The organism is Aurantiacibacter gilvus (assembly GCF_038289935.1).
Classification (GTDB): Bacteria; Pseudomonadota; Alphaproteobacteria; order Sphingomonadales; family Sphingomonadaceae; genus Alteraurantiacibacter; species Alteraurantiacibacter gilvus.
The window spans coordinates 287,044-309,758 of sequence record NZ_JBBYHV010000001.1; the positions used below are offsets into that span (position 1 = coordinate 287,044).

A 22,715-nucleotide genomic window follows, 5' to 3' on the forward strand; every position below is an offset into this window, starting at 1 on the left:
CGGCAAGAAATTTTCTGCATTTTCCGTCGCGGCAATTTGCAATAGCTCGCGCAAGGCGGCATGCGGGCGGGAAATCACTACTTTTGATTGCATGTGGAACCGCTGGCGCCCGAGTGCGTTCTAAGGCATCGAATACTCCGGGAAGGACCTTTATGTCGATTGGTGCAGAAGTCGCCGCACACTTACCATTTCTTCGTCGCTATGCTCGCGCCCTGACGGGTTCGCAGGCCACCGGTGACGCTTTCGTTCAGGCCACACTCGAAGCCGCGCTCGCGGACGACCAACTTGCCGACAGCCTGCGTGGCGGCCGCGTGCCGTTGTACAAGGCCTTCAACAAGGTCTTTTCGAGCGCCTATCTTGAAGTCGCCGATGTGGATGGGGACAGCAATGGCCATGAAGCTGGGGCACAAAACCAGCTGAGGCGTATTACGCCGCTGAACCGCCAGGCCTTGCTGTTGACCACGGTGGAGGATTTTACACCGGCCGAGGCTTCGGTGGTGATGGGTATCCCCGAAGCCGATGTCGATGCCTTGGTGGCCGAAGCCATTGCCGAGATCGAACGTGAAAGCGCCACCAGCGTGCTGATCATCGAGGATGAACCGCTGATCTCGATGCAGCTGGAAGACCTGGTGCGGTCTCTGGGACACGAAATCTGCGGTACGGCGGCGACGCGCACGCAGGCGCAGGAAGTCGTGGCAGAGAAGACGCCGGGCCTCGTGCTGGCCGATATCCAGCTGGCTGACGGTTCTTCGGGCCTCGATGCGGTGGACGATATCCTCGCCATCGATTCGATGCCGGTGATCTTCATCACCGCCTATCCCGAACGCCTGCTGACGGGTGACCGGCCGGAGCCGACCTACCTGATCACCAAGCCGTTCCAGGAAGATACGGTGCGCGCGGCGATCAGCCAGGCACTGTTCTTCGGATCGAGCCGTCCGCTCGACTAGCCCGAACGCTCGCCGAACGGGTGCCACAGCACCCGCCAGGCAATAGCAATGGCAGCGAGGCCGCCAATCCAGTTGGCGGCCAGCTCGCCGATGTAGACGGCCTGCGTGCCCAAGCTGGCACGGGCGATCCAGGCCACAGGTATCATCACCAGCAGCACACGGCTGATCGACAGCGCCAGCGCATTGCTGGCGCGGTCGATGGCGTTGAGCGCGCCGTTGACCGTGATCAGGATGCCGTAACCGGCGTAACCCCAGACCGAGATTGCGAGATATTCCGCCGCGGCAGCTGTCACGTCGGCTTCGTCACTGAACAATTCGGCAAACCAGCCGCGCGCCATGTACAGGACCAGGGCTGCCGCCGCGCCGTACGCGACGCAGAACATGCCCGCCTGCACCAGCGCGCGCCGGGCACGGTCGTATTCGCGTGCCCCCCAGTTCTGCCCGACGATGGCGCCGATCGAACCTGACAGCGCCAGGAGCGGAACTACCGCGAAGGATTGCAGGCGGCCGCCCACGCCAAAACCGGCCACGGCGGCCGCGCCCTCTACCGCCAGTAGCGAGGTGAGCACGGCAAGGCCTGCCGGGTTGATCGAGTTGGTGAAGGCGGCAGGCCCCGCCACGCGGGCAATCGCCCTGACCTGGGCAGGCCAGTTGCACCCGCGCATGGCGGCAGGAGCAATCGGCAACTGGTGCTTGCCGAGGATCCACCATGCCGCGATGATCGCCGCGAGCCAGCCGCCCAGCGTGGCATAGGCTGCACCGGCAATGCCAAAGCCGCCGATGCCGAAGGCACCGGTGATCAGCAGCGGGTCGAGCACCCAGTTGGCCGCCGAATAGATGATCAACACAGTGGTATTGCTCTTGGCCGCACCCTGGCCGCGCAGCACACCGTTCATGCCCATCATGGTGATAAGCAGCGGGAACCCGAGCGAGAAGGGGGCCATGTATTCGTCGATCAGCGGCAGGATTTCTGCATCGGCCTGCATCAACGCAAACAGCGGTCGGCGCAGTGCGAAAAGGGCGATGCCGATCGCCACGCCGGCAGCCAGTCCCAGCGCCATGCCGAGATTGGCGCGGGCAAGCGCGCGGTCCTCGTCGCCTTCGCCCAGAGCGCGCGACACCACCGAATTGACGCCCACCATAACACCCACGCCAAGGCTCTGCAGCGCGGTGATCACGGGGAAGATGAAACTGATCGCCGCCAGTTCGTCGCCGCCAAGCTGACCGATGAAATAGGCGTCGATTATGCCGACCGACATGATCGCCGCCACGCCGACAATCGCGGGCGTCGTCTGGCGCACGAGATGTCCGGGAATAGAGCCGGTGACCAGTTTCGCCCTGCCACCAGAACTCGGTTTGGTCATCTTGTCCGCCATGCGTCTCCAATCGCTCCAATGCCGCCTGGCGGTAAGCTGGACCTAGGGACGGGTCATGGCGCGATCAACACCTTGCACTGCTCTGTCCGCCGCTTGAGGCTCTCGAACACGTCGGGCGTGTCGGACAGCGAGATCGTATCGGTGACGAGGTGGCGCGGTTCGGCCGAGCCTGCCTCCAGCGCGTCGAGCGCGGCGCGGTATTCGGGCACGGTGAAGAAGGCGCTGGTTACCAGCTTCACCTCCTTGGACAACATGGGGAAGGTGTGCAGCGTGTCCGGCTTGGTGCACAGGCCCAGCAGCAGGATAGTGCCCCGGTTGCGGACCTGGCTAACGGCCTGGTCGATCAGGCCCGGAATACCGACACATTCGAACACGATATCCGCCTTGCCGCCAAGGCCGCGCTCGGCGCTGCCCACGGGGTCTGCCGGATCGACCACGAAGACATCCGCCCCCATGTCGAGCGCGCGCTGCTGCTGGAAGGTGGAGATGTCCTGCACCGCGACCTTGCTCGCCCCGGCGCGCTTGGCCCAGTAGGCGGTGGCAAGACCGATGGGGCCGGCACCTAGCACCAGCACCTTGTCGCCCTCGCGGATGCCCGACAGGTTGACCCCGTGCAGCGCCACGGCCAGCGGCTCGATAATCGCGCCGTCGGCAAGGCTGAGGTCCTGCGGCAAGGGTACGCACTGGTTTGGCCGCGTCACGGCATATTCGGCATAGCCGCCGCCTTGCAGGCCGAAATTGCTGCACCACTGCACTTCGCCCTTGCGGCAGTGCTCGCAGGTGCCGCAGCTCTTGAGCGGGATGACCGAGACGAGGTCGCCGACCTTGTGGCCTTCTGTACCCTTGCCCAGCGCGACGACTTCGCCCGCGAATTCGTGGCCCAGCACGTCGCCGTGCTGGCAGCCGTAGGCGGCGTCCTCGGTCATGTGCAGGTCGCTGCCGCAGATGCCGCAGCGGCCCACCTTCACCACCAGTTCGCCCGCGCCGGGCGTCGGGTCGGCGATGGTTTCAAAGGCGAGGGGCTTGTGCAGGCCCTGGAAAGTAACGGCGCGCATTATTCCTCCCACATGGGCTGTTCGCCCACGGCAACCTGGCTGGAATTGACGAGGATGAAGTCGTCGAGCACGTCAATTGTGGTGGGGAAAGCAGCCCGCACCAGCGATTGCAGTTCGACCGAATTCGCCGCGTTCGCCGTCAACATCGGCCATGCCTCGAGATAGGCAGCCGTGAAGTCCAATCCGCTGGCATCGTCAGGCAAGCCCGGGCGGGCGTGGCCCGCGACAACGATTTCGGGCTCCAGCGCAGAGAGATCCTCGATCGAGTCTGCCCAGGCCGCGACGCGCGCCTCGTCGTGCTCGCCCAGCCACAGGTGGACCTCGTTGAACACGAGGTCGCCGGGCAGCAGGGCGCGAATTTCGGGCACCCACAGCGCGGTCGAGTGGACGTGGTCGCCCTGCATCGGGCCGAGCACGCGCAGTTCGTGGCCTTCCAGCATGATCACGTCGCTGGTGAGTGCATGCGGCGCGCTGGGATAGGCCGGGCCGTTGTCCGCCAGCATGGGGCTCCAGCGCACCACCTTGAACGGCAGCGAGCGCCAGATGTCCGCTACCACGGTTTCGTGGGCGACGATTTCGGCTTCGGGAAAGGCTTCGGACAGCACTTCCATGGCGAAAAAGTGGTCCGGATGGTCGTGGGTGACGAAGATGTGCGTCAGGTTGCGCCCGCTATCGAGCACCATGGCCGCCACGCGGTGGGCATCGGCCAGGGTGAAGGGTGGATCGACCAGCACGGCGTCGCGCTCGCCCATGATCAGCGCGGAATTGACGTGCAGCGAACCGGCGCTGGTGCGCAGCACTTCGACCGTGAGCGGCGGCTCTTCCTCATGGTGTTCCGCCAGCGCAGGCGTAGCGCCAAGCGCCAGCCAAGCTGCTGCTGCGAGGATCACTGCCTTCATCGTCCCCTCCCTAGTCGTCGTCGATCGGCTTGACCGGCCCCAGCTGCATGCCGCCGTCGATCATGACGTGGGCACCGGTCATGTAGCTGCCGGCGTCGCTGGCGAGCAACAGGGCGAGCGGCTTGATCTGGTAGGTTTCGGCCATGCGACCGACCGGCACCAGCTTGTCCCACGCCTGCTTGGCGGCGGGGTTCTTCTTTACCCAGCCATCGCCGATGTTGGTGACGAAAGGGCCGGGTGCGATGGCGTTCACGCGGATACCGAAGGCAGCCAGCTCGTAGGCGGAATGGCGCATGAAGTGCTTCACGCCCGCCTTGGCCGCCATGTAGGGCACGCCGACGATGGCCTCGTTCACTTCCGCCGCGTTGGAACTGGTGATCACGATGGAGCCGCCGCGGCGATAGCCGTTGCCTTCGTTGGCTTTCATCACCCGCGCCGCCTCGCGCACGGTGTGGAAGACGCCGGTCAGGTTGATGTCGATCGACTTGTCCCACTTGGCCTTGGAATAGACGTCGATCTGGCCGTCGGGGTTGCGCCTGTCCTCGGGGCTCCAGAAGCCGTCGCCGACGTCGAGCCCGGCATTGGCAAAGGCGATGTCGCAACCGCCATAGGCCGCGACATGGTCGTTGAACGCCTGCGACACCTCGAGCAGGTCGGTCACGTCGCAGCTCGCCCAGCGTGCTTCGTAGCCCGCGTCGTTGAGCCGTGCGGCCTCGCGCTGGACGCCGGCGGCGTCGATATCGGTGAGCGTGACCTTGGCTCCGGCTTCCGCCATGCATTCCGCATAGGCGAGGCCGATGCCGCTGGCCGCGCCTGTCACCAGTGCCGAACGACCGCGAATGTCGAATTGGTCGAGCGTACCTGGTGCGTCCTCTTGGGGATCACTCACAAGTAGAGCTGCCTGTTGATCGGAATGCCCTGTTCCTTGCAGTAGCTCTCGTAGTGGTTGATGAACCACCACACATCGAGCGTTTCGACGTGGTTGCCCTCGTCGTCGTAGAACTCGTTGGCACCTTGCATCCAGAAGAACGCCTTCATGCCGTCGGGCTCGTCGGTGACGAGGGTGTGTGCGTGGCCGGGGAATTCGGTGATGAAGTCGCCGGGGCCGCAGACCCAGTCATATTCGAGGTAGCGGAAGGTGCCTTCCAGCCCGATGGCCCAGACCATGCCGCGGTGCTTGTGCGTGCCGATCACACCCGCGCTCTTGATCCACAGCACGTTGGCATAGACGTTGTTGCGTACGTCGAAAGCGAGGTGGCGGATGGCGGCATTGTCGCCGAAGGGCACCCACGGGCTCTCTTCTTCCGACTGGCCGATATAGGTGCCTTCGCGCACGTATTGGTCGATGATCTGCTTGTGGGCTTCGGGCACCGATACGATCTTGAACGCACCCGCCTCTGCTGCTGTCTTGGCTCCGAGTCCTGCCATTTTCCGGTGTCCTTACAGGTAGAGTTTCTGGTTGATGGGGATGCCGTTTTCCTTGCAGTAGGTCTCGTAGTGGGTGATCATCCACCACACGTCGACCGTGTCGGCATAGACGCCCTCGGCATCAAAGAAGTCGATCGGGCCGGACATCCAGCCGAACAGCTTGCAACCTTCGGGATGCTCGGTGACCAGCGTGTGCGCTTCGCCCGGCACTTCCAGGATCAGGCCGCCGGGCGAGGCCACCCAGTCATACTCCAGATAACGGACCGAACCTTCGATCGCGACCATGGTAACGGTGCCGCGGTGCAGGTGCGTGCCGATGGTACCCGGACCCTTCATCCAGAGAATGTTGGAATAGGTGTTGGTGCGCACGTCGAACATCAGGTGCTTGATCGCCGCGCCGTCGCCAAACGGCACCCACGGGCTGTCGACGTCGCTGGCCATGTCGATATAGCGTCCGCCCGGGGAAACCCGTTCCACCAGATCGCGGTATGCCCATGGCACGTCGACGATTTCCTTGGTGTCGGAGGCGGGGGCTTTCATCTTGTTTTCGGACATGATTGTTCCTCTTATCGGATCAGGGTGTCGACATAGTCGGCACCGATGCCGACCTTGTCATAGTGTTCGCGGGCCATCGTCATGTAATCGAACACGTCGAAATGGCCGACGGTATTGCCCTGTTCGTCGAGCCACATCAGCGGGCCCGAGACGACGAAGAAGACCTTCATCGGGTCTTCGTGTTCGTAGGCTACCAGCGTGTGGCTTTCGCCCGGCGTCTCGAAGATGAAGTCGCCTGCCGTGGCGGTCCAGTCATGCTCGAGGTAGGCCCACTTGCCGCTGATGGTGTAGGCCCAGATCGGCTTGGGGTGATAGTGCCGGTTCACGATGCAGGGCTTCTTCGCCATCAGCACGTCGGCCCACATGTTCAGCGTTGGGCTGATCCAGACAGGCTTGGAATAGACATCCTCGACAATGGGCACCCAGTAGCGTTCGTCGCCCTCGGCGATCTTGGCCATGTAGGCTTCGGGCTTGGCGCCCGGACGCAGGGTGTGCGGGACGGGCGGGGTGCCGGCCCATGGTTCTGTCGTAGGTGCTTCGGGCATCTTTCTCTCCTTGCGGACCCTTTGCGGGACTCGCCTTGGGGCCAGTTTATCCTAACGCGCGTTACGATGCGACAGGCTTTGCTGCCTGCCGCACCGGATCACGGTCAGGCCGGTGCGAAGGTCTTGCCTTGCTTGCGCAGCGCAGCCGGGGCGGTCTCCTGCAGGCCCATGGCGACGAAGCCGCTGACGACTGCCAGGCCCATGAGCACATAGAGGAAGGTGTCCGCCCCGAAGGCATCGTTGAGCATCCCGGCGACAGGCGGGCCGAAGACGCCGCCCAGCACCTCGCAAGCACCCATGGCCAGTCCCAGCACGGTGGCGTGGTGGATGGGGCGGAAGGTCTCCGAAGGTATTGTCGCCATGAAGATCGGGAAGGTACCGTTGACCATCCAGCCGATGAAGAAGATCGGGATCAGCACCGTGGCATAGCCCGACAGGCCCAGCACGCCGATCCCTTCGAAGGCGGCAGGGTCCAGCAGCAGCACGCCGATCGGACCGACCAGCGAAAGGAAGGGCAGGAAGACCATCACCGGCTTGCGCCCGATCTTGTCCGACAGGCCGGCGACGACGAAACTGTAGATCGCGGCGGCGATGCCCAGCGAGCCGACCAGCCAGCTCATCGAGAAGGGGTCCATGCCGCGCGTCTGCACGAGGAAGTTGGGCATGAAGGCCCAGGTGATCACGAAATGGGCGACCATCAGCACGCCGACCACGACACAGACCCACATGTTGCGGACCTTGAAGGCTTCGGCAAAGCCGATGCTCGCCTCGTGCGCACCGGCCGGCTTGGCGGCAGGTTGCGGTTCCTTGAGCAGGAACCAGATCAGCGCCGCGCTGATGAGTCCGGGCAGGGCGGCAAGGTAGAAGGCCTCGCGCCAGCTGAAGGCGGTGGCGAATGCCACCAGCACCACCGGCGCGGCAAAGCTGCCGAGCAGGTTGGAGCCGAGGTTCTGCGCCACGCCCTGTGCAAGGCCGCGGCGTTCGGGGTCCACTTCGCTTGCCACCATGGCATGGCTGATCGGCATGACGCCGCCCTCGGCAGCACCCATCAGCAGGCGCGCCGCGAACAGGAACAGGAAGCTGGTGGCGAGGCCGGAGACGAAGGAACAGATCGAAAAGGCAACGGTCGCGATGATCAGCAGGATCTTGCGCTTGCCGAGGCTGTCGGAGAGCCGGCCGACGAAGAAGGCAGCGATGGCCCAGCTGAAGCTGAGGCCGCCCGCCAGCAGGCCGATTTCGGTCTGCGACAGCTGCAGTTCGGGTTGCACGAAAGGCATCAGCGCGTTGAGCGCCTGTCGGTCGAAGAAGACGATGCCGAAGTTCAGGCTCAGCAGGAACACCAGCAGGGTCTGGTAGCCCTTGGAATTGGTCACCCAGTTGCCCTTTGGAGGCTCGTCGCCAAAGGTCGATGCGGCGTCAACTGCCATTGTCTTGTCTCTCTCTATCCGAAGGGCCGAACGGGGTCGCTGCCGTCCCAGTCGCGGCTGGCTTCCCAGAAGCGGGTGAAGGTCTCGTCCATGCCGGGGGTGACCGGCAGCAATTCGATGAAGCCCAGCTGCGCGCCCGTTCCATTGTCGAGGTAGACCACCTCGCCGCCGGTCGGCACGGCAGCGCGATAGGCCTCGACATAGCCGCGCGACTGGTAGTCGCGGCTGGTGGCATCGACGTCGGCACAGGCGATACCCAGGTGGTGATAGCCCCAGCCGCGCAGCTCGCGCGTTTCCCTGTAGACGCTGGGGTTGTCGTCGAGCGGCTGGATCAGTTCGATCATCATGTGCCCGGCAAAGCCCATGGCCAGCGTCACGTCGGCGCGGCTTTCCTCGCCGCGGTAGGTCTGGCCGGGGGACAGCAGGTGGGGGAGGACGAAGAAAGGCCCGGCGCGCATGTCGCGCACCCAGTGCTGGATGGCTTCGTGCAGGTCCGGCACGATATAGGCCGTCTGCGCAACGCCGCCCATAGGCTGGCCATAGCCAAGCTCGCCTGCCATTGATCTCTCCCGTCAGCGCCTGCTTCTATGCCGGTCGCTGACCTCAAGGCTTGCCAAGACCTGTGACAAAGTCAATCTCGTGATGCTATGAGCGCGCACGAATTTAGGGAGAATGCCGATGGCCACGCAGTTGAAGCCGCAGATCGATTGCAGCGCGGAAGAATGGCAGGCGCGGCTTGACCTTGCCGCCGCCTACCGGATTTTCGCCCACCTCGGTTGGTGCGAGTCCATCTACAACCACATCACGCTGCGCGTACCGGGGACGGAAAACCACTTCCTCATCAACCCCTACGGCCTGTTGTGGGAAGAGGTGACCGCCTCCAGCCTCGTGAAGATCGACGAGAACGGGGCGAAGGTAGGCGAGAACCCCTATCCGGTGAACCTCGCCGGCTTCACCCAACACTCGGTGTTCCACAAGAACCTGCCGCACGCCCATGCCATCGTGCACACGCATACGCCGGATACCATGGCGGTGTGCTCGACCGAGGGCGGGCTGCAGGCCTCCAACTTCTATTCGTGCTTCTTCGAAGGCGCGATCGGTTATCACGATTTCGAAGGCATCACCGTGCGCGCCGAGGAAGGCGAGCGGCTGGTGAAGAACGCGGGCAACCACCAGATCCTGATGCTGAAGAACCACGGCCCGGTGGTGATGGGGCGGACCATCTACGAGATGTTCCTGCTCTACTACATGCTGCAGCGTGCCTGCGAGGTGCAGGTGAAGACGGCCAGCCTCGGCGCGCCCATCGTGGTGCCGCCCGAAGTCATCGAACAGCACCAGCGCGACCGCGACAAGCAGCTGACCGACGATTTCGGCAAGCTGGACTTCGCCGCCTGGACACGCAAGATCGACTCCATCGATCCCTCCTGGCGCAACTGAGACAGGCTTTCCGACCATGACAGCAATGACGGTGAACGCGCGGCCGGTCGACTTCGACATGGATCCGGATACCCCGTTGCTGTTCGCCCTGCGAGAAGCCGCAAACCTGACGGGCACGAAATACGGCTGCGGCACCGGCGACTGCGGTGCCTGCATGGTGCTGGTCGATGGCGAGGCCTTGCGGTCCTGCCTCGTCACCATTGCCGAGGCCGAGGGGCGCTTCATCACCACCATCGAGGGGCTGAGCCGCGACCGGAGCCATCCGGTGCAGCAGGCGCTGGTGGCCGAACAGGCGATCCAGTGCGGGTTCTGCACCCCCGGTATCGCCATTGCGGCCGCCGCGCTGATCCGGCGCAATCCCGACCCTACTGCAGAGCAGATCCGCGAGGCGATACCCAACCTGTGCCGCTGCGGGGTCTATCCGCGGCTGGTGCAGGCGATCCAGCGGGCAGGGCGCGTTGCACGGCGGCGTGAAACAATCAGCGCCGCGCCTGCTCCGGGTATAGACCCTGCAGACGCGGCGCGCGCCGTTCCGGGGATGCGAGTGGAGGATGCGGTCCCGGACGACTTGGGTTCCGATTAGGGGTTCGGATTGATCCCTTAGAAGCGGAGGCGGGCTCCCAGGCTGGCGTTGAGCGGGGCACCCGGCTGGATGTTGTTGTCGCCGTGGGCGCTGGGGTAATAGTCCTCGTCGAGCAGGTTCTCGACGTTCAGCTGCAGCGACAGCGTATCGGTCGCCTCGAAGAACACCGCCGCGTCGACGCGGGTGTAGCTGGGCAGCACGACGTTGTTGCTGTTGCTGGCGAACTGGTCCGACTGGTGGACGAGGCCCGCACCGAAGCCAAGGCGATCGGTCAGGTCATAGCGCGCCCAGGCGGCGATCTGGTGCTCGGGCACCTGCTGCAGCTGGGTGCCGAGATCGGTGGCGTCGGCGCTGTCGGTGATCTCTGCGTCGAGATAGGTGTAACCGAGGCTCACCGAGAGGCCGTCGACCGGTTCACCCACCAGCCCGACTTCGAACCCTTCCACTGTGCTCTCGCCAACCAGCGTTGTGAGATTGGTGACCGGATCGACCGAGGGCGTGTTCGAACGGGTCAGGCGGAACAGCGCGGCGGTGAGCAGCAGGTTGTGGTGCGGGGCATATTTCACGCCGAGTTCGAGGTTTTCGAAGCTTTCCGGTTCGAGCGCCTGCGACTGCTGGCTGAGCACGGTGAACTGGTTGCCCGAGGAGGGCAGGAAGCTTTCCGCGTAGCTGGCGTAGATCGACAGGTCTTCCTGCGGCTTCAGGATCACGCCGAAACGCGGGGAGACCTCTTCGTCGACGCGGGTGCCGTCGAAACTGGCGATGATGTCGGTGCTTTCGAGGTCGAAGCGATCGTAACGCACACCGGCCACCAGCTGCAGGATGCCGATGTCGAGCTGTTCCTGGGCATAGAGCGACAGGGTCGACAGGTCGGAGGTGCTGGCGCGCTGCGGTGCGAGGGTGAAGGCGGGCACGGAGATCACGTCTTCAAGGTCAACGGTGACACTGGTGTCCGCGCCGTTGTTGAAGCGGGCCTGGTTGCGCACCGCATCCGTGTCCGAGCTGCTCGCCTCGGCACCGACCAGCAGGGTGTGCGACAGGTCGCCGGTGTCGAACTGGCCGACCAGGTTGACCATGCCGATCAGGTTCTGGCGATCCGTGCCGCTTTCGTAGCCGGACAGCCGCACCGTCGTGGCCGTGGTTCCGCCGCCCGGGACGATGTTGGAATAGAACTTGTCGTAATCGGCAAACTGCAGGCTGGCGTTGAGGCTCCAGCTCTCGTTGAAGTCGTGCTCCAGCCGGGCGCGACCAATGTGCACTTCGACATCGGACCGGTTGTAGTCGCGGTCACCGAAGAAGGTCTGGTCGAAGCCGCGCAGCGGGCCACCATTGAACGAGGGCAGGCCACGGTCGACCACGCGCTGGTCGTCGTCGTAGGTGTAGGTGAGGAACAGCCGCGTATCCTCGCCCAGCTGGGCGGACACCGTGGGGGTGAAGCCGATGAAGCGGCCGTCGTAGAAGTCGCGGTCGTTGTTGAATTCTTCGTAGGTGCCCATGACGCGCAGGGCCACGCCTTCGCCGGCCGGCAGGTTGGCATCGCCGGTCAGGGCGAAGGCGCCGAAGCTGTCGACCTGTGCGCCAAGGCTGTACTGCGGCATGTCGAAGATCGCCACGCGGCTGACGCGGTTGATCGCGCCGCCACCGGCACCGCGGCCGAAGATCAGGGCATTGGCGCCTTTCAGCACTTCCACGCGCTCGACGTTGTAGAGCGAGCGATAGTACTCCGCGTCGTCGCGCAGGCCGTCGAGGTAGAAGTCCGCCGTGGTTTCCTGCCCGCGGATGAACACTTCGTCGCGATGGCCTTCGCCGGTTTCCATGCTGACGCCCGGAATGAAGCGCAGCGCATCGTTGAGCGTGGTGATGCCCTGGTCTTCCAGCTGGTCCGAGGTGATCACCGTCACTGCCTGCGGCACGTCGATGATCGGCGTGGGGGTGCGGGTGCCGGTGCTGCCGTCGTCGGTGGTGTAGCTGTCGCGCTCGCCGGTCACCACGATGTTGCCGGGCAGGTAATCACGCTGCGGAGCCGGGGCCGGTGTTTCCTCGGCGAGGGCCGCAACGGGCAGGATTGCAACGCTGGACAACAGGGCGGCGGCGGTAACGGTAATACGAATGGGAAATTCCTAGCGAGTCTTGTTGCGATTGATTTGCAAGAGCGTCTCTATTGAGAGTGATTATCAATGGCAACAGCAAACTGGGTCGATGCAGCGATTTTCTGGAGCGGGTGGGCCTGCGCGGGTGGCCATGGCATGTTGCAGCCCGCGCAGGCCCGGGGGCTAGTCGCGAACTGACATGGTGGCGTTTGCAGTCGCGCCGCCGATCAGGTCCCGCGCTTCGGCGATGGCCTGGGCTTCGGTCACTTCGCCGTCGCGAATCTCGTTGGCGATTTCCAGCAGCCGCCCGCTGATCACCGTGCCCGTTTGCGCCTCTTCCTCGATGACGATGCCGCCGGTGGTGTCGATCACTTCGTCCCACTGCGCGCGTACGGCGGCCCAGTATCCTTGCGTGTCCGCCCAATAGGCATCCGCCGCGCCGGTGTTGTAGCCGTCGAAGCGGTCGTAGGTGTTGAGCACATATTCCTGCACCACGGGCACCAACTCGCCCGAGCCGTCGGCGGCAGGCATCATCTTGGTATTGTCCTGCCAGTGGATCCACCCGGTTGGCGTCAGCTGGTGGCGGTTGATCGCGGCATAGCGATCGTAGATCGGGTCGCGCACAGCATCGCGGCGCGCCAGCGGCCGGTCCGTCCAGTTGCTGCGCCAGCGCGGCACGCCATTGGTCACTTCCCACTGGCCCCAGCCGGCATAACGCGGGCTGTCGTCGACCTGGTAGACCGTCTGCGACCAGCGGCCGTTACGCATCCGCTCGGGCACTTCGGTCATCACCCAGTGGTCCGGTCCGGCATAGGTCAGCACGGCCTCCGGTTCGTACTGCCAGTCCTGCCGCCAGTGCTTTATGACGAACTCCTCGCCCTCGGCGCCCACCACCAGCAGGTGCTGCAGGACGATCAGGTCACCCGTGTCCTCGATCACGCGGACCGATTCGTAGCCGCCCGAAATCTTGCGCTCGAGCGGCTCGTAGCCTTCCAGCCACGGCGTCGATTCCTGCATGTCGAAGCGCACGCGGTAGTCGCCCGCCATGGCCAGGATGGCCGCGCGGTCGCTTTCGAAAGAGGCGCTCTCCGCCGCTTCGCCGCGGTCGGCAATCGGGCCGTCGGCAAGCGCCGGCGTGGACGTGGCGGCAAGGCCCAGCATGGCCGCGCCGAGCAGGGTAATGGTCTTGGTATTCATCGTGGTTCCCCTCAGAATGTGAAGTTGATGGAGACGCTCGCGTTGCGGCCGGGGCGGGTAAAGGCCTCGGTCACGGTGGAGGTGTCGGACAGCCCGCGAACGTCGGACCAGTAAGCGTAGGTTTCGTTAGTCACGTTGAAGATGCCAGCGCGCAGCTTCAGCGATTCCGTGACCGCGAAGAAGGCGGTGGCGTCCAGCACCACGAAGGAGTCGGGCCGGAAGCAGTCGCCGGTGCACAGGCCCGCCGTGTCATCGGCGGACTTGCGGGCATTGTAGGTGGCGATCAGCTCGCCGCCGAACCGGCGATCCGGCGCGCGGTAACCGATGCCCGCCACCAAGCTGAACGGGTCGATGGTGCCCAGCGGCTGATCACCTGCGGGATCGCGCAGGTCGCCGTCGGCGTAGGCGGCGGCGACGCGGCCGAACAATCCGTTGTCGAGGTCGAGCGAGGCCCGCGCCTCGATCCCCTCGATCCGCACGCTATCGAGGTTGACGTACTGGTAGACGGCGGGATCGCTGGGCGTGAACGATCCGCCGACCACTTCCTGGCTGATGAAGTCGCTGTAGTCGGCGCGGAAGGCGGTGACCGAAGCGGTTACATGGTCGCCGAGGTATCGCAGCCCCGCCTCGTAACTTTCGCTGCGTTCGGGGCCAAGGTCCGGGTTGGGGGCGGAGGTGTAGCCGTAGGCGAGGTTTTCGAAGAAGTTGTTCACCTGGCTCGGCGTCGGCGCGCGGAAGCCCTGGCCGTAATTGGCAAAGCCCAGCACCCGGTCGGCCAGGTCGAAAGTGACGCCGATCTTGGGCGAGAGGCGGCTGCCGCTCTGGCCTGCGCCGCTGAAGGCCGGCAGCAACGGATCGTCCGTGGGGTCGAGCTCGTAGAAATCGAACCGGACGGCGGGGAAGACCTCCAGCCTGCCGCCGAGCAGCGAAATCTGGTCCGCGATGTAGAGGCCGCCCAGCGTGAAGTCGGTCGCCGGGAAGGCGCTGGTGGGGAACACTTCGCCCGCAGGCGGCTCGGTGCCGTCGCGCAGGCCCTGCTGGCGGGTCCAGCTGATGTCGCCGCCATAGGCGAGCACGTGACCGGTGCTCCCCGCGAAAAACTCCGACCGCGCATCGGCGACGAGGCCCCAGACCTCGTTCTCGAAAGTATTGAACCGCTCGCGGTCCGGGCGCGGCGTGGCACTGACCGGGGAGCGGTCCTCGTCGGTGAACTGGGTATCCTCGCCGTCCTGGTAGTGGGCGGCGAGGTGCGCATAATCGACCACGCCTTCGCCTTCCCAGGTGTAGTCGAGCGAAGTGCGCACACGCTCCGTGGTGTCGAAGGCGGTCAGGTCATCGACGATCCAGCTGGGGGAAGGGCCGAACAGGAAGGCGGGGCCTTCGCCGGTCAGCACGTCGCTGAAGACTTCGGTGTGCAGGTACTCGCCGGTCAGCCGCAGGCGGTGGCCGCCCTGCTGCCATACCAGCTTGCCGAGCAGGGCATCGGAATGCCCGTCCTGCGGGTTGGGCAAGGTGCGGCTTTCGCCGATACCGCCCACCGTGCCGCGGTTGTCCAGCTCCTCGAAGTCGCGGCGGGTGTAGGCCAGCATGGCGGAGAACGAACCGGACTGTCCGGCAAGCGCGGCGGTCTCCGAAAATTCGTTGTCTGCCGAACTGAACTGCGCGCTGGCGAAGCCGCCGAGTGCATTGCCATCGGCGATAAGGTCTGCCGGGTCGCGGGTGGTGAAGCTGACCGCACCGGCCAGTCCGTCGCTGCCGTAGAGCGCGGATGCGGGGCCGCGCAGGATCTCCACCGACTTCACCAGCGAGACATCGGCATAGCCGCCGCGGCCAGCGTCCTGCGCGCCGAAGGCAAAGCCTTGCGGACTGCGGATGCCGTCGACCTGGATCAGCACGCGGTTTCCGCCGATCCCGCGAATGGCAATGTCCTCGTTCCGGGCGCGGCCGGTGGTGCCCAGCGCCGCACCGAAGCGAGCCGGGGCGCGGCGGACGGTGACGCCCGGCTCGTAGCGAACGAGGTCGCGGATATCGGTGACGAATTCGTCCTCGATCTGCTCGGCATCGATGACGGTGACGGTGGCGGGAGCCTCGTCGACCAGCACGGGAGTCCGGGTCGCGGAGACGACGATGGCGGGTCCTCCGGACTCGGCGGCGCTATCGGCGACGGCTTCCTCTGCCAAGGCTGGCACCGGCAGGACGGCGGCCGCGCTGGCGAGCAGGGCGATGCGGGGGGCGAGATAGTGGATGGTGAATTCCCTCATGACTTATTATTGCTAATGATTCGCAAGAGCATATCTATTGCGAGGGGTTCTCAAAAACAACCCTATAAGTCTGATGGAATGGGGGATTGTCGGTGGGGCAGCTTCCGCGCTAGGGCGCGCAGGACATCATTTTCGAGGAGGAAACCCGATGAAGGCGACGATCTGGCACAACCCCAAATGCGGCACTTCGCGCAAGACACTGGGCATCCTCGAGAACCTCTCGCAGGTCGAGCTGACGGTGGTCGAATACCTGAAGGACCCGCCCAGCCGCGAGAAGCTGGCGCAGCTCTATGCCGATGCGGGGATGACGCCGGCAGAAGGCCTGCGCCTGCGCGGAACGGATGCGGAGGAGCGCGGCCTGCCGGATGCCGATGCCGACACCGTCCTCGATGCCATGGTTGCCGATCCGATCCTGATCAACCGTCCGCTGGTGGAAACCGAAAAGGGCGTGCGCCTGTGCCGCCCGCAGGACACGGTGCTGGAGATCCTCTGACCGCGCCTGTGCGGCGGGGGATCAGTCGAAGGTCTTGCCGATATCCTTGCCGGGGTTGCCCGACAGCTGCCGGTGCACGGCGGCGAGCACACCCAGCTTCACGACGTTGTAGCCCAGGGTAACGAAGCTGCCGACAATCGCCGCTGCCAGCATAAGTGCGGACGGGCCCAGCAGCGAAGAGACACTCACCACCAGTTGCGCCACCAGCCCGATCACCATCACCGCGACGATGATCAGCGCGTAGAAAGCGAAGAGGACAAGCGAATTGCCCTTGGTCAGCCGCCAGGATCGCGCCAGGGCCGCAAAGGGATTGAGCTTGCGTTCGATCGCCATCACCGGCGCGAGCAGCGAGCATTTCACCCACAGGTAGACTGCGGCGACAACGCCGACGAGGCCCAGCAGCAGGCCGAGACCGGCCGAGACCGAAGCCCCCAAAGCAATCGGCAAGAATACCGCGCCCGACTGCGCCAGACCGACAATCAGTTGGCCCACCACATATGGCACGACGGCCATGACGCCGAAGGCCAGCGCCTGTCCTACCGTGGGCCTGTTGCTGTCCGACAGCAGCGCCAGCAGGCCCAGCATGCCGATGGCCTGCAGCAGTGCCAGCAGCAGGTAGATCCACCAGGTGCGGCCCATGAATTCGCTGAACAGGGCGAGCACGTCATCCGGATTGGGTGTGGGGCCAAGAGCTTCGATCTGAACCAGGACTTCCCCGAATGACGGCATGAACACCGCCGCGATGGCATTGGGCAGGAAGAAGAACACACCCGCCACCACCAGCAGCACCTGCATGTTGGCCGCCAGCATGGCTTTGGCGTCTGCCCACGCCCGGTTCATGTCCAGTCTTGCCTGCATAAGTCGTCCTGCCTCGCTTTCGCCCTTGATAAGCGCGATCACTATCGCCACGCAATCGGCCAGCGATGAACGACACACGCATTTCTCTCGACCCGTCAATCGAATGGCGTATTTCGCCGGGCCAGGTACCTTACCGCGAGGCCCTCGCCGAGCAGGAAGCGCGCAACCTCGCGCTGGCTGCTGGCGATGACGTGCGCGAGCTGGTCTGGCTGCTGGAGCATCCGCCGGTCTACACCGCCGGCACCAGCGCCGACGTGGCCGAGCTGGTGGACCCGCGCTTCGACGTGGTCGAGACCGGGCGCGGCGGGCGCTACACCTACCACGGGCCGGGGCAGCGGGTCTGCTATGTCCTGCTCGACCTGAAGCAGCGCGCCAAGGACGTGCGCCAGTTCGTCCATTCGCTGGAAGGCTGGGTGATCGCGACGCTCGCCGACTTCGGGGTGGAGGCCTTTGCCGTGCCCGACCGGATCGGCATCTGGACCCACGAGGCCGACGGCAGCGAGGCCAAGATCGGCGCCATCGGTGTGCGCGTGCGGCGCTGGGTCACCATGCACGGTTTCGCGGTGAACCTGTCGCCCGACCTCTCCCATTTCGGCGGCATCGTGCCCTGCGGCATCGCCGAATATGGCGTCACCTCGATGGAGCGGCTCGGAAAGACGGTTGCACCGGCCGAGTGGGATGAGGCATTGCTGGCGCGCGCCGGGGAATTCCTCGCCGCGATTGCTGATCCGGAAGGCCAATGACCATGCGTATCCTTGCGACCCTGACCCTTGCCGCGCCGTTGCTGCTGCTGGCGGCCTGCAATGACGAGCCCGAGGTTTCCACCGAGGACGACGGGCGCGAGGCATCGGGCGAGGTTCTGGAAGGCACGATCAGCGATGCCATGCTGCCGGTGGACGAGGTCCGCTCGCAGGCCCCACTGCGCGAGCCCGATCCGGAAGCGCCAGCAAGCAGCAATGACCCGGCAACCGGAGAAGACGCGGCGGCCCCGGAAGCAGCTGCCGAGCCTGCCCCCGCCGAAGCGGCCGAAGCCCCTGCCGAATAAGGCCTAGCTGGCGCGCGCCAGCAGCTTCCTCGCCTGGTCGAGGTGCGGCTGGTCGATCATCCGCCCGTTGAGCTGCACTGCGCCCACGCCCGGCGCCGCGGCAAAGGCATCGACGATGGCTTGTGCCTCGGCCAGTTCTGCTTCGCTGGGGGTGAAGGCGGCATTGATGATCGGCACCTGCGCGGGATGGATCGCCAGCATGCCGGCAAAGCCATCCTCGTAACTCTCGCGCGCCACCCGGCGCAGGCCGTCCTCGTCGCGGAAGTCGGCGTGCAACGTGTCGATGGCGGCGATGCCTGCTGCATGGGCCGTCAGCAGCACCTGCGCGCGCACCATGCGGAACAAGTCGGTCCAGACGCCGTTGGCATCGCGCTTGCGGCTTGCACCGATGGCAGCGGACAGGTCTTCCGCGCCCCAGGTCAGCCCCAGCAGGCGCGGCATGGCATTGGCGGGATCGCCGTAAGCGGTGAGGGTGAGGGCGGCATGGGCCGTCTCGCTCACCAGCGGCAGCAAGCGCGTGGTATTGGGGGCCACCCCGCTACGCTGTTCGACCTCGTAGAGCTCGGCCATCAGCGTGCGCAGCTGCTCCGGTCCGCTGGCCTTGGGGACCATGATCCCTGCAGGCTTGCTCGGCATGACCATGCGCAGGTCGTCGCGCCACAGCTCGCCGTCGATCGGGTTGATGCGCACCCAGCAGGCCTGCTGCGGATAGTGCTGGCCCATGTATTCCAGCCATTCCCGCGACAGGGTGCGCGCGGTCTCTTTCGCCGCGGGCGCGACGGCGTCCTCGAGGTCGACGATCAGCACGTCGGCGCCGAGTTCGGGGGCCTTGGCCAGCTTCTTCTCGCTGTCGCCGGGAACGAACATCCATGATCTGATCGGCACGGGTTTTCCTCCGCCTCTTGCGTGCTGGTGCTTTCCTATAGCTAACCATGGCGCGCGCGCTAGAGCGGCAGGGTGGAACATGCCGACGAAGGGATTCGCGCACGGGCGCTGGGCTTCGCCGCCCTGATCGGCGGCAACGTCGCGCTTGCCTGCGGCCCCTGGCTGGTGCGGCTGGCGGACAGCGGCCCGGTGAGCGCGGGTTTCTGGCGGCTGGCGCTGGCGCTGCCGTTCCTGTTCCTGTTCGCGCGCCTTAACGGCCAGGCGGTGACCGGCCTGCCGCGCAAGACCTACCTCGCCGTGGCGGCGGCGGGCGTGCTGTTCGGTTTCGACATTGCCTCCTGGCACGTGGGCATCGGCGACACCCGGCTGGCCAACGCGGTGCTGTTCGGTAATTCGGGGAGCATCATCCTGATGGTCTGGGGTTTCGTCATGCTCCGCCGCCTGCCGGCGGGCCGCGAATGGCCCGCAATTGTCGCAGCGATCACCGGCGCGGCCATCCTGCTGGGCCGGTCGCTGGAGCTGTCGACCGCCAACCTGATCGGCGACCTGTTCTGCCTGCTCGCGGGCATCCTCTACGCGGGCTACCTGCTGATCCTGCAGGATGCGCGCAAGCAGCTAGGCAGCTGGAGCCTGCTCGCGCTCGCCGGGCTGGCGAGTACGCCGGTACTGTTGGGTGTCGCGCTGCTACGCGGCGAACCGGTCTGGCCGACCGACTGGACCCCGCTGCTGGTGCTCGCCTTTTCCAGCCAGATCGTGGGCCAGGGCCTGCTGGTCTATGCCCTGCGGCTGTTCCCGCCGCTGGTGATCGGCATCGGCCTGCTGACCCAGCCCGCCGTGGCGGCGCTGGTCGGCTGGTGGGTGTTCGACGAGCTGCTGGTGCCGCTCGACCTGCTCGGCATCGTGCTGGTGGCCAGCGCGCTGGTGCTGGCGAAAGTCGTGACGCCGCGAGTGCGCGCCTAGGCAGAGCGGGCCTGGTCGAACTCGGCCATGAGTACCGCGAAGCGTTCGTCGACTTCGCGCTTGTCCGGTCCTCGCAGATTGAGGGAGGCCTGTTCGTGCAGGCGCTTTGCCTCGTCGAGCAGCAGCGTCCGGCGGTTGTCGGAAGACACCGAACCGGCAGCATTTTGCAGCGTTTCCAGCATTATTCGCGCGGCAATGGGGCTCGTCGCGACAGCACTGCGAATGGCACCGAAACCGCGCCGCACGTAGTGGTCGAAATCGTCGGGCACCGGATGGACGGGACAGGACTCTGCATCCTCGTCGCACACCTGCTTCACCAATTTCCGACTGCCGAGTTCGGCTGTTGCCGCACCCAGCCAATGGAGTGCGGTCACGGCCGTGAAGGGATCGTTGATGCCGGGAGACAGGGCCCGCAATCCGATCTCCACCAGTTCATCGATCAGGAACTCCGGGTCCTGTTCGGGCGTGCGGCCCGCGCCTTGCGTGAAACAGCCGTGCAACTCTTCCATTCGCTCTTCGTCGCAGTCACCGCCCGAGACTTGCAGGATCGTTAGCCCCCGGTGGACGAAATCGCCGGTGCGCACCGAGAGGGTGAACTGGCTGCCGCAGTCGCGGGCCATCCGCGCCAGTTCCTCGAAATCGATCAGTTGCACATAGCCCGCTTCTTTCGCCAGAAGCGGATTGCCTTCAGGACGCCGTGCAAGGTCGCCGTTTTCTCCCCGCTCGGGATAGGTCTTCGCGATCAGGCTCATCAGCCGCTCGCCGATGCCGCGCACCACCTGGTTGATGCGGATGGCAGAGGGCACATGATTGAGGAAATAGACCAGCACCGCCACTGACAGTCCCATCAGGAGGAAGGCCACCAGCAGCGAGAGTTGCGGCACGAACCCCGGCAGAGTGGTGGCGGCAGCGTCAACCGTGGTCGATGCGCTTTCGTCCTCCCCGCGAACGGTGCGCAGGACGGTAATGGCGAAGACAAAGGTGCCGATGAAGGTCGCCAGCGAAAACTGGTTGCCCTTGTCTTCCATGAAATTGGTGAGCAGGCGCGGGCCATAGGTGCTGCTGGCATAGCTGACCGCGACGATGGTGATCGAGAACACGGTCGAAGCGACTGCGATCATGCTGCCGGCGATAACCGTGAGCATGTTGGCCGCCCCGTCAGGCCGCGCCGGCACCAGCCATTCGACCTCGTTAAGCCGCTCCGCCCAGCCCGCGCGGTCCGCCGCGATGCAGGCAAAGGCGAGTGCCAAGGCCAGCACGGCGAACAGCGCCGGATAGAACCAGTAATTGGCGTTAAGCCGCCGCCATGCCCACAGGAGTTGTGCCCTCATGAGAGGGACAACGCGCGAAAGGGCGTTGGGTTGCGGCTAATCATTACCCATCGGGAACCATGTCGCCCCGGAACTCGGCGCGTCCTCGGGAATGTCGTCAACTTCCTCGATGTCGACAAGGTGAAGTGTCGGTTCGGTTTCGCTGCCCTTTTGCTCGGGAAGGATGTCCTTGAACTCCCAACGCACCGAACGAAAGGCGGTCAGCTCTGCGTCCACTGGATCTGCAGCTTCGACCCAGCGCGTGGTGAAGAAGCCGAACGGCGTGTCCGTCTTGTCGAACAGGAAGCCGGGGAAGTCCCGTCCCTCGATCAGGAGGCGGTAAAGCGGCATTGATCCGCCCGGTTACGCCCGCCCCAGGTCACCCTTGCCTACAGTGCCAGCAGCCATTTCCAGCATCTTGTTGAGGCTGGCCTTGGCCTTCAGGCGCAGGTCTTCCTCGATCTCGATGCGCGGCTCCAGGTCGCGCAGGCAGAGGTAGAGCTTCTCCATGGTGTTGAGCGCCATGTAGGGGCAGATGTTGCAGTTGCAGTTGCCGTCCGCACCCGGCGCGCCGAGGAAGGTCTTCTCGGGGATCGCCTTTTCCATCTGGTGGATGATGTGCGGTTCGGTCGCCACGATCAGCGTGTCGCCGGGGAAGGTCTTTGCGAAATTGAGGATGCCGCTGGTCGAGCCGACATAGTCGGCGTGGTCGATGATGTGCGGCGGGCATTCCGGGTGCGCGGCGATGGGCGCTTCGGGATGCTCGGCCTTGAGCTTGATCAGCTCCTTCTCGCTGAAAGCCTCGTGCACGATGCACACGCCCGGCCACAGCAGCATCTCGCGGTTGAACTTGCGGTTCAGGTAGCCGCCCAGGTGCCGGTCCGGCCCGAAGATGATCGGCTGGTCTTCCGGGATCTGGCTGAGGATGGTCTCGGCGCTGGAGCTGGTGACGATCACGTCCGACAGCGCTTTCACCTCAGTCGAGCAGTTGATGTAGGTCAGCGCGATATGGTCTGGATGCTTGGCGCGGAAGGCGGCGAACTTGTCCGGCGGGCAGCTGTCTTCCAGGCTGCAACCGGCTTCCATGTCGGGCAGCACGACGATCTTTTCGGGGCTGAGGATCTTGGCGGTATCGGCCATGAACTTCACGCCGCAGAAGGCGATGACGTCAGCGTCGGTCTCGGCAGCCTTCTTCGACAGCTCCAGGCTGTCACCCACGAAGTCGGCGAGGTCCTGCAGCTCGGGGCGCTGGTAATAGTGCGCCAGAATCACCGCGTTGCGCTCCTTGCGCAGGCGGTTGATTTCTTCGAGCAGGTCGATGCCGGGCGGGATGCTGGTTTCTGCGCTCATGGAGGGTCCCCATC

Annotated in this window: 24 protein-coding genes; 7 read left to right on the forward strand and 17 right to left on the reverse strand. The window is 65.0% G+C overall.

The features are described from left to right. The first annotated feature begins 152 nt into the window (after positions 1 to 152). Complete coding sequence (locus AAEO60_RS01385; protein WP_341671847.1) at positions 153 to 947, forward strand: response regulator; 795 nt, start codon at positions 153 to 155, stop codon at positions 945 to 947. Here the strand turns inward: AAEO60_RS01385 and AAEO60_RS01390 are convergent. From AAEO60_RS01390 to AAEO60_RS01430, 9 genes are all read right to left on the reverse strand, one after another. Beyond that, entirely contained in the window at positions 944 to 2,311 is a 1,368-nt protein-coding gene (locus AAEO60_RS01390) for an MATE family efflux transporter (protein ID WP_341671848.1), read from the reverse strand. The genes AAEO60_RS01385 and AAEO60_RS01390 overlap by 4 nt on opposite strands. A 65-nt stretch (positions 2,312 to 2,376) precedes the next feature. Then, a complete protein-coding gene (locus tag AAEO60_RS01395; protein ID WP_341671849.1) occupies positions 2,377 to 3,378 on the reverse strand; it encodes an alcohol dehydrogenase catalytic domain-containing protein in 1,002 nt (333 codons plus the stop codon). Beyond that, positions 3,378 to 4,277 (reverse strand): MBL fold metallo-hydrolase, encoded by a 900-nt coding sequence (locus tag AAEO60_RS01400; protein ID WP_341671850.1) that lies wholly within the window; start codon positions 4,275 to 4,277, stop codon positions 3,378 to 3,380. Before AAEO60_RS01400 ends, AAEO60_RS01395 begins: the two co-directional genes overlap by 1 nt. A 10-nt stretch (positions 4,278 to 4,287) precedes the next feature. Next, entirely contained in the window at positions 4,288 to 5,166 is an 879-nt protein-coding gene (locus AAEO60_RS01405; RefSeq protein ID WP_341671851.1) for an SDR family oxidoreductase, read from the reverse strand. After that, positions 5,163 to 5,705: a 2,4'-dihydroxyacetophenone dioxygenase family protein gene (locus tag AAEO60_RS01410; RefSeq protein ID WP_341671852.1), complete on the reverse strand. Its 543-nt coding sequence runs from the start codon at positions 5,703 to 5,705 to the stop codon at positions 5,163 to 5,165. Before AAEO60_RS01410 ends, AAEO60_RS01405 begins: the two co-directional genes overlap by 4 nt. 12 nt (positions 5,706 to 5,717) lie before the next feature. Further along, positions 5,718 to 6,260, reverse strand: coding sequence for a 2,4'-dihydroxyacetophenone dioxygenase family protein (locus tag AAEO60_RS01415; RefSeq protein ID WP_341671853.1), 543 nt, complete (start codon positions 6,258 to 6,260; stop codon positions 5,718 to 5,720). An 11-nt stretch (positions 6,261 to 6,271) separates the two neighbouring features. Beyond that, complete coding sequence (locus AAEO60_RS01420) at positions 6,272 to 6,805, reverse strand: 2,4'-dihydroxyacetophenone dioxygenase family protein (RefSeq protein WP_341671854.1); 534 nt, start codon at positions 6,803 to 6,805, stop codon at positions 6,272 to 6,274. A gap of 104 nt (positions 6,806 to 6,909) precedes the next feature. Further along, positions 6,910 to 8,232 carry an MFS transporter gene (locus AAEO60_RS01425; protein WP_341671855.1) on the reverse strand — a complete coding sequence of 441 codons (1,323 nt, stop codon included), beginning with the start codon at positions 8,230 to 8,232 and terminating at the stop codon, positions 6,910 to 6,912. 14 nt (positions 8,233 to 8,246) lie between these two features. Further along, positions 8,247 to 8,792 (reverse strand): VOC family protein, encoded by a 546-nt coding sequence (locus tag AAEO60_RS01430; RefSeq protein WP_341671856.1) that lies wholly within the window; start codon positions 8,790 to 8,792, stop codon positions 8,247 to 8,249. 118 nt (positions 8,793 to 8,910) lie between these two features. On the opposite strand from AAEO60_RS01430, the gene AAEO60_RS01435 reads away from it, so the two are divergent. After that, complete coding sequence (locus AAEO60_RS01435; RefSeq protein WP_341671857.1) at positions 8,911 to 9,669, forward strand: class II aldolase/adducin family protein; 759 nt, start codon at positions 8,911 to 8,913, stop codon at positions 9,667 to 9,669. Positions 9,670 to 9,685: 16 nt separating this feature from the next. After that, on the forward strand, positions 9,686 to 10,252 hold the full coding sequence (locus AAEO60_RS01440; RefSeq protein ID WP_341671858.1) for a (2Fe-2S)-binding protein: 567 nt from the start codon (positions 9,686 to 9,688) through the stop codon (positions 10,250 to 10,252). A gap of 17 nt (positions 10,253 to 10,269) precedes the next feature. Here the strand turns inward: AAEO60_RS01440 and AAEO60_RS01445 are convergent, their stop codons facing one another. From AAEO60_RS01445 to AAEO60_RS01455, 3 genes are all read right to left on the reverse strand, one after another. Continuing rightward, complete coding sequence (locus AAEO60_RS01445; RefSeq protein WP_341671859.1) at positions 10,270 to 12,333, reverse strand: TonB-dependent receptor; 2,064 nt, start codon at positions 12,331 to 12,333, stop codon at positions 10,270 to 10,272. A 192-nt stretch (positions 12,334 to 12,525) separates the two neighbouring features. Beyond that, the gene (locus tag AAEO60_RS01450; RefSeq protein ID WP_341671860.1) at positions 12,526 to 13,539 is read right to left on the reverse strand and encodes a DUF6607 family protein; all 1,014 of its coding nucleotides are present in this window, start codon (positions 13,537 to 13,539) and stop codon (positions 12,526 to 12,528) included. 11 nt (positions 13,540 to 13,550) lie between these two features. Next, a complete protein-coding gene (locus AAEO60_RS01455; protein ID WP_341671861.1) occupies positions 13,551 to 15,800 on the reverse strand; it encodes a TonB-dependent hemoglobin/transferrin/lactoferrin family receptor in 2,250 nt (749 codons plus the stop codon). A 148-nt stretch (positions 15,801 to 15,948) separates the two neighbouring features. Between AAEO60_RS01455 and AAEO60_RS01460 the strand changes: the two genes are divergently transcribed. Then, the gene (locus AAEO60_RS01460) at positions 15,949 to 16,293 is read left to right on the forward strand and encodes an arsenate reductase family protein (RefSeq protein ID WP_341671862.1); all 345 of its coding nucleotides are present in this window, start codon (positions 15,949 to 15,951) and stop codon (positions 16,291 to 16,293) included. Positions 16,294 to 16,314: 21 nt separating this feature from the next. On the opposite strand, the gene AAEO60_RS01465 is transcribed toward AAEO60_RS01460, so the two are convergent. Then, a complete protein-coding gene (locus AAEO60_RS01465; protein ID WP_341671863.1) occupies positions 16,315 to 17,193 on the reverse strand; it encodes a hypothetical protein in 879 nt (292 codons plus the stop codon). Positions 17,194 to 17,216: 23 nt separating this feature from the next. Here AAEO60_RS01465 and lipB point away from each other — a divergent pair, with 23 nt between their 5' ends. Continuing rightward, on the forward strand, positions 17,217 to 17,894 hold the full coding sequence (lipB, locus tag AAEO60_RS01470; protein ID WP_341671864.1) for a lipoyl(octanoyl) transferase LipB: 678 nt from the start codon (positions 17,217 to 17,219) through the stop codon (positions 17,892 to 17,894). 2 nt (positions 17,895 to 17,896) lie between these two features. Then, on the forward strand, positions 17,897 to 18,196 hold the full coding sequence (locus AAEO60_RS01475) for a hypothetical protein (protein WP_341671865.1): 300 nt from the start codon (positions 17,897 to 17,899) through the stop codon (positions 18,194 to 18,196). Positions 18,197 to 18,199: 3 nt separating this feature from the next. On the opposite strand, the gene AAEO60_RS01480 is transcribed toward AAEO60_RS01475, so the two are convergent. Then, positions 18,200 to 19,081: an HpcH/HpaI aldolase/citrate lyase family protein gene (locus AAEO60_RS01480; protein ID WP_341671866.1), complete on the reverse strand. Its 882-nt coding sequence runs from the start codon at positions 19,079 to 19,081 to the stop codon at positions 18,200 to 18,202. 72 nt (positions 19,082 to 19,153) lie between these two features. Here AAEO60_RS01480 and AAEO60_RS01485 point away from each other — a divergent pair, with 72 nt between their 5' ends. Continuing rightward, positions 19,154 to 20,041: a DMT family transporter gene (locus AAEO60_RS01485; RefSeq protein ID WP_341671867.1), complete on the forward strand. Its 888-nt coding sequence runs from the start codon at positions 19,154 to 19,156 to the stop codon at positions 20,039 to 20,041. Here the strand turns inward: AAEO60_RS01485 and AAEO60_RS01490 are convergent. From AAEO60_RS01490 to nadA, 3 genes are read right to left on the reverse strand one after another with little or no spacing between them, the layout of a single operon-like run. After that, entirely contained in the window at positions 20,038 to 21,372 is a 1,335-nt protein-coding gene (locus AAEO60_RS01490; RefSeq protein WP_341671868.1) for a DUF2254 domain-containing protein, read from the reverse strand. The two genes, AAEO60_RS01485 and AAEO60_RS01490, sit on opposite strands and share 4 nt — an antisense overlap. A 36-nt stretch (positions 21,373 to 21,408) precedes the next feature. After that, positions 21,409 to 21,702: a hypothetical protein gene (locus tag AAEO60_RS01495; RefSeq protein ID WP_341671869.1), complete on the reverse strand. Its 294-nt coding sequence runs from the start codon at positions 21,700 to 21,702 to the stop codon at positions 21,409 to 21,411. A 12-nt stretch (positions 21,703 to 21,714) separates the two neighbouring features. Continuing rightward, entirely contained in the window at positions 21,715 to 22,701 is a 987-nt protein-coding gene (nadA, locus tag AAEO60_RS01500) for a quinolinate synthase NadA (protein WP_341671870.1), read from the reverse strand. Positions 22,702 to 22,715: the final 14 nt, after the last annotated feature.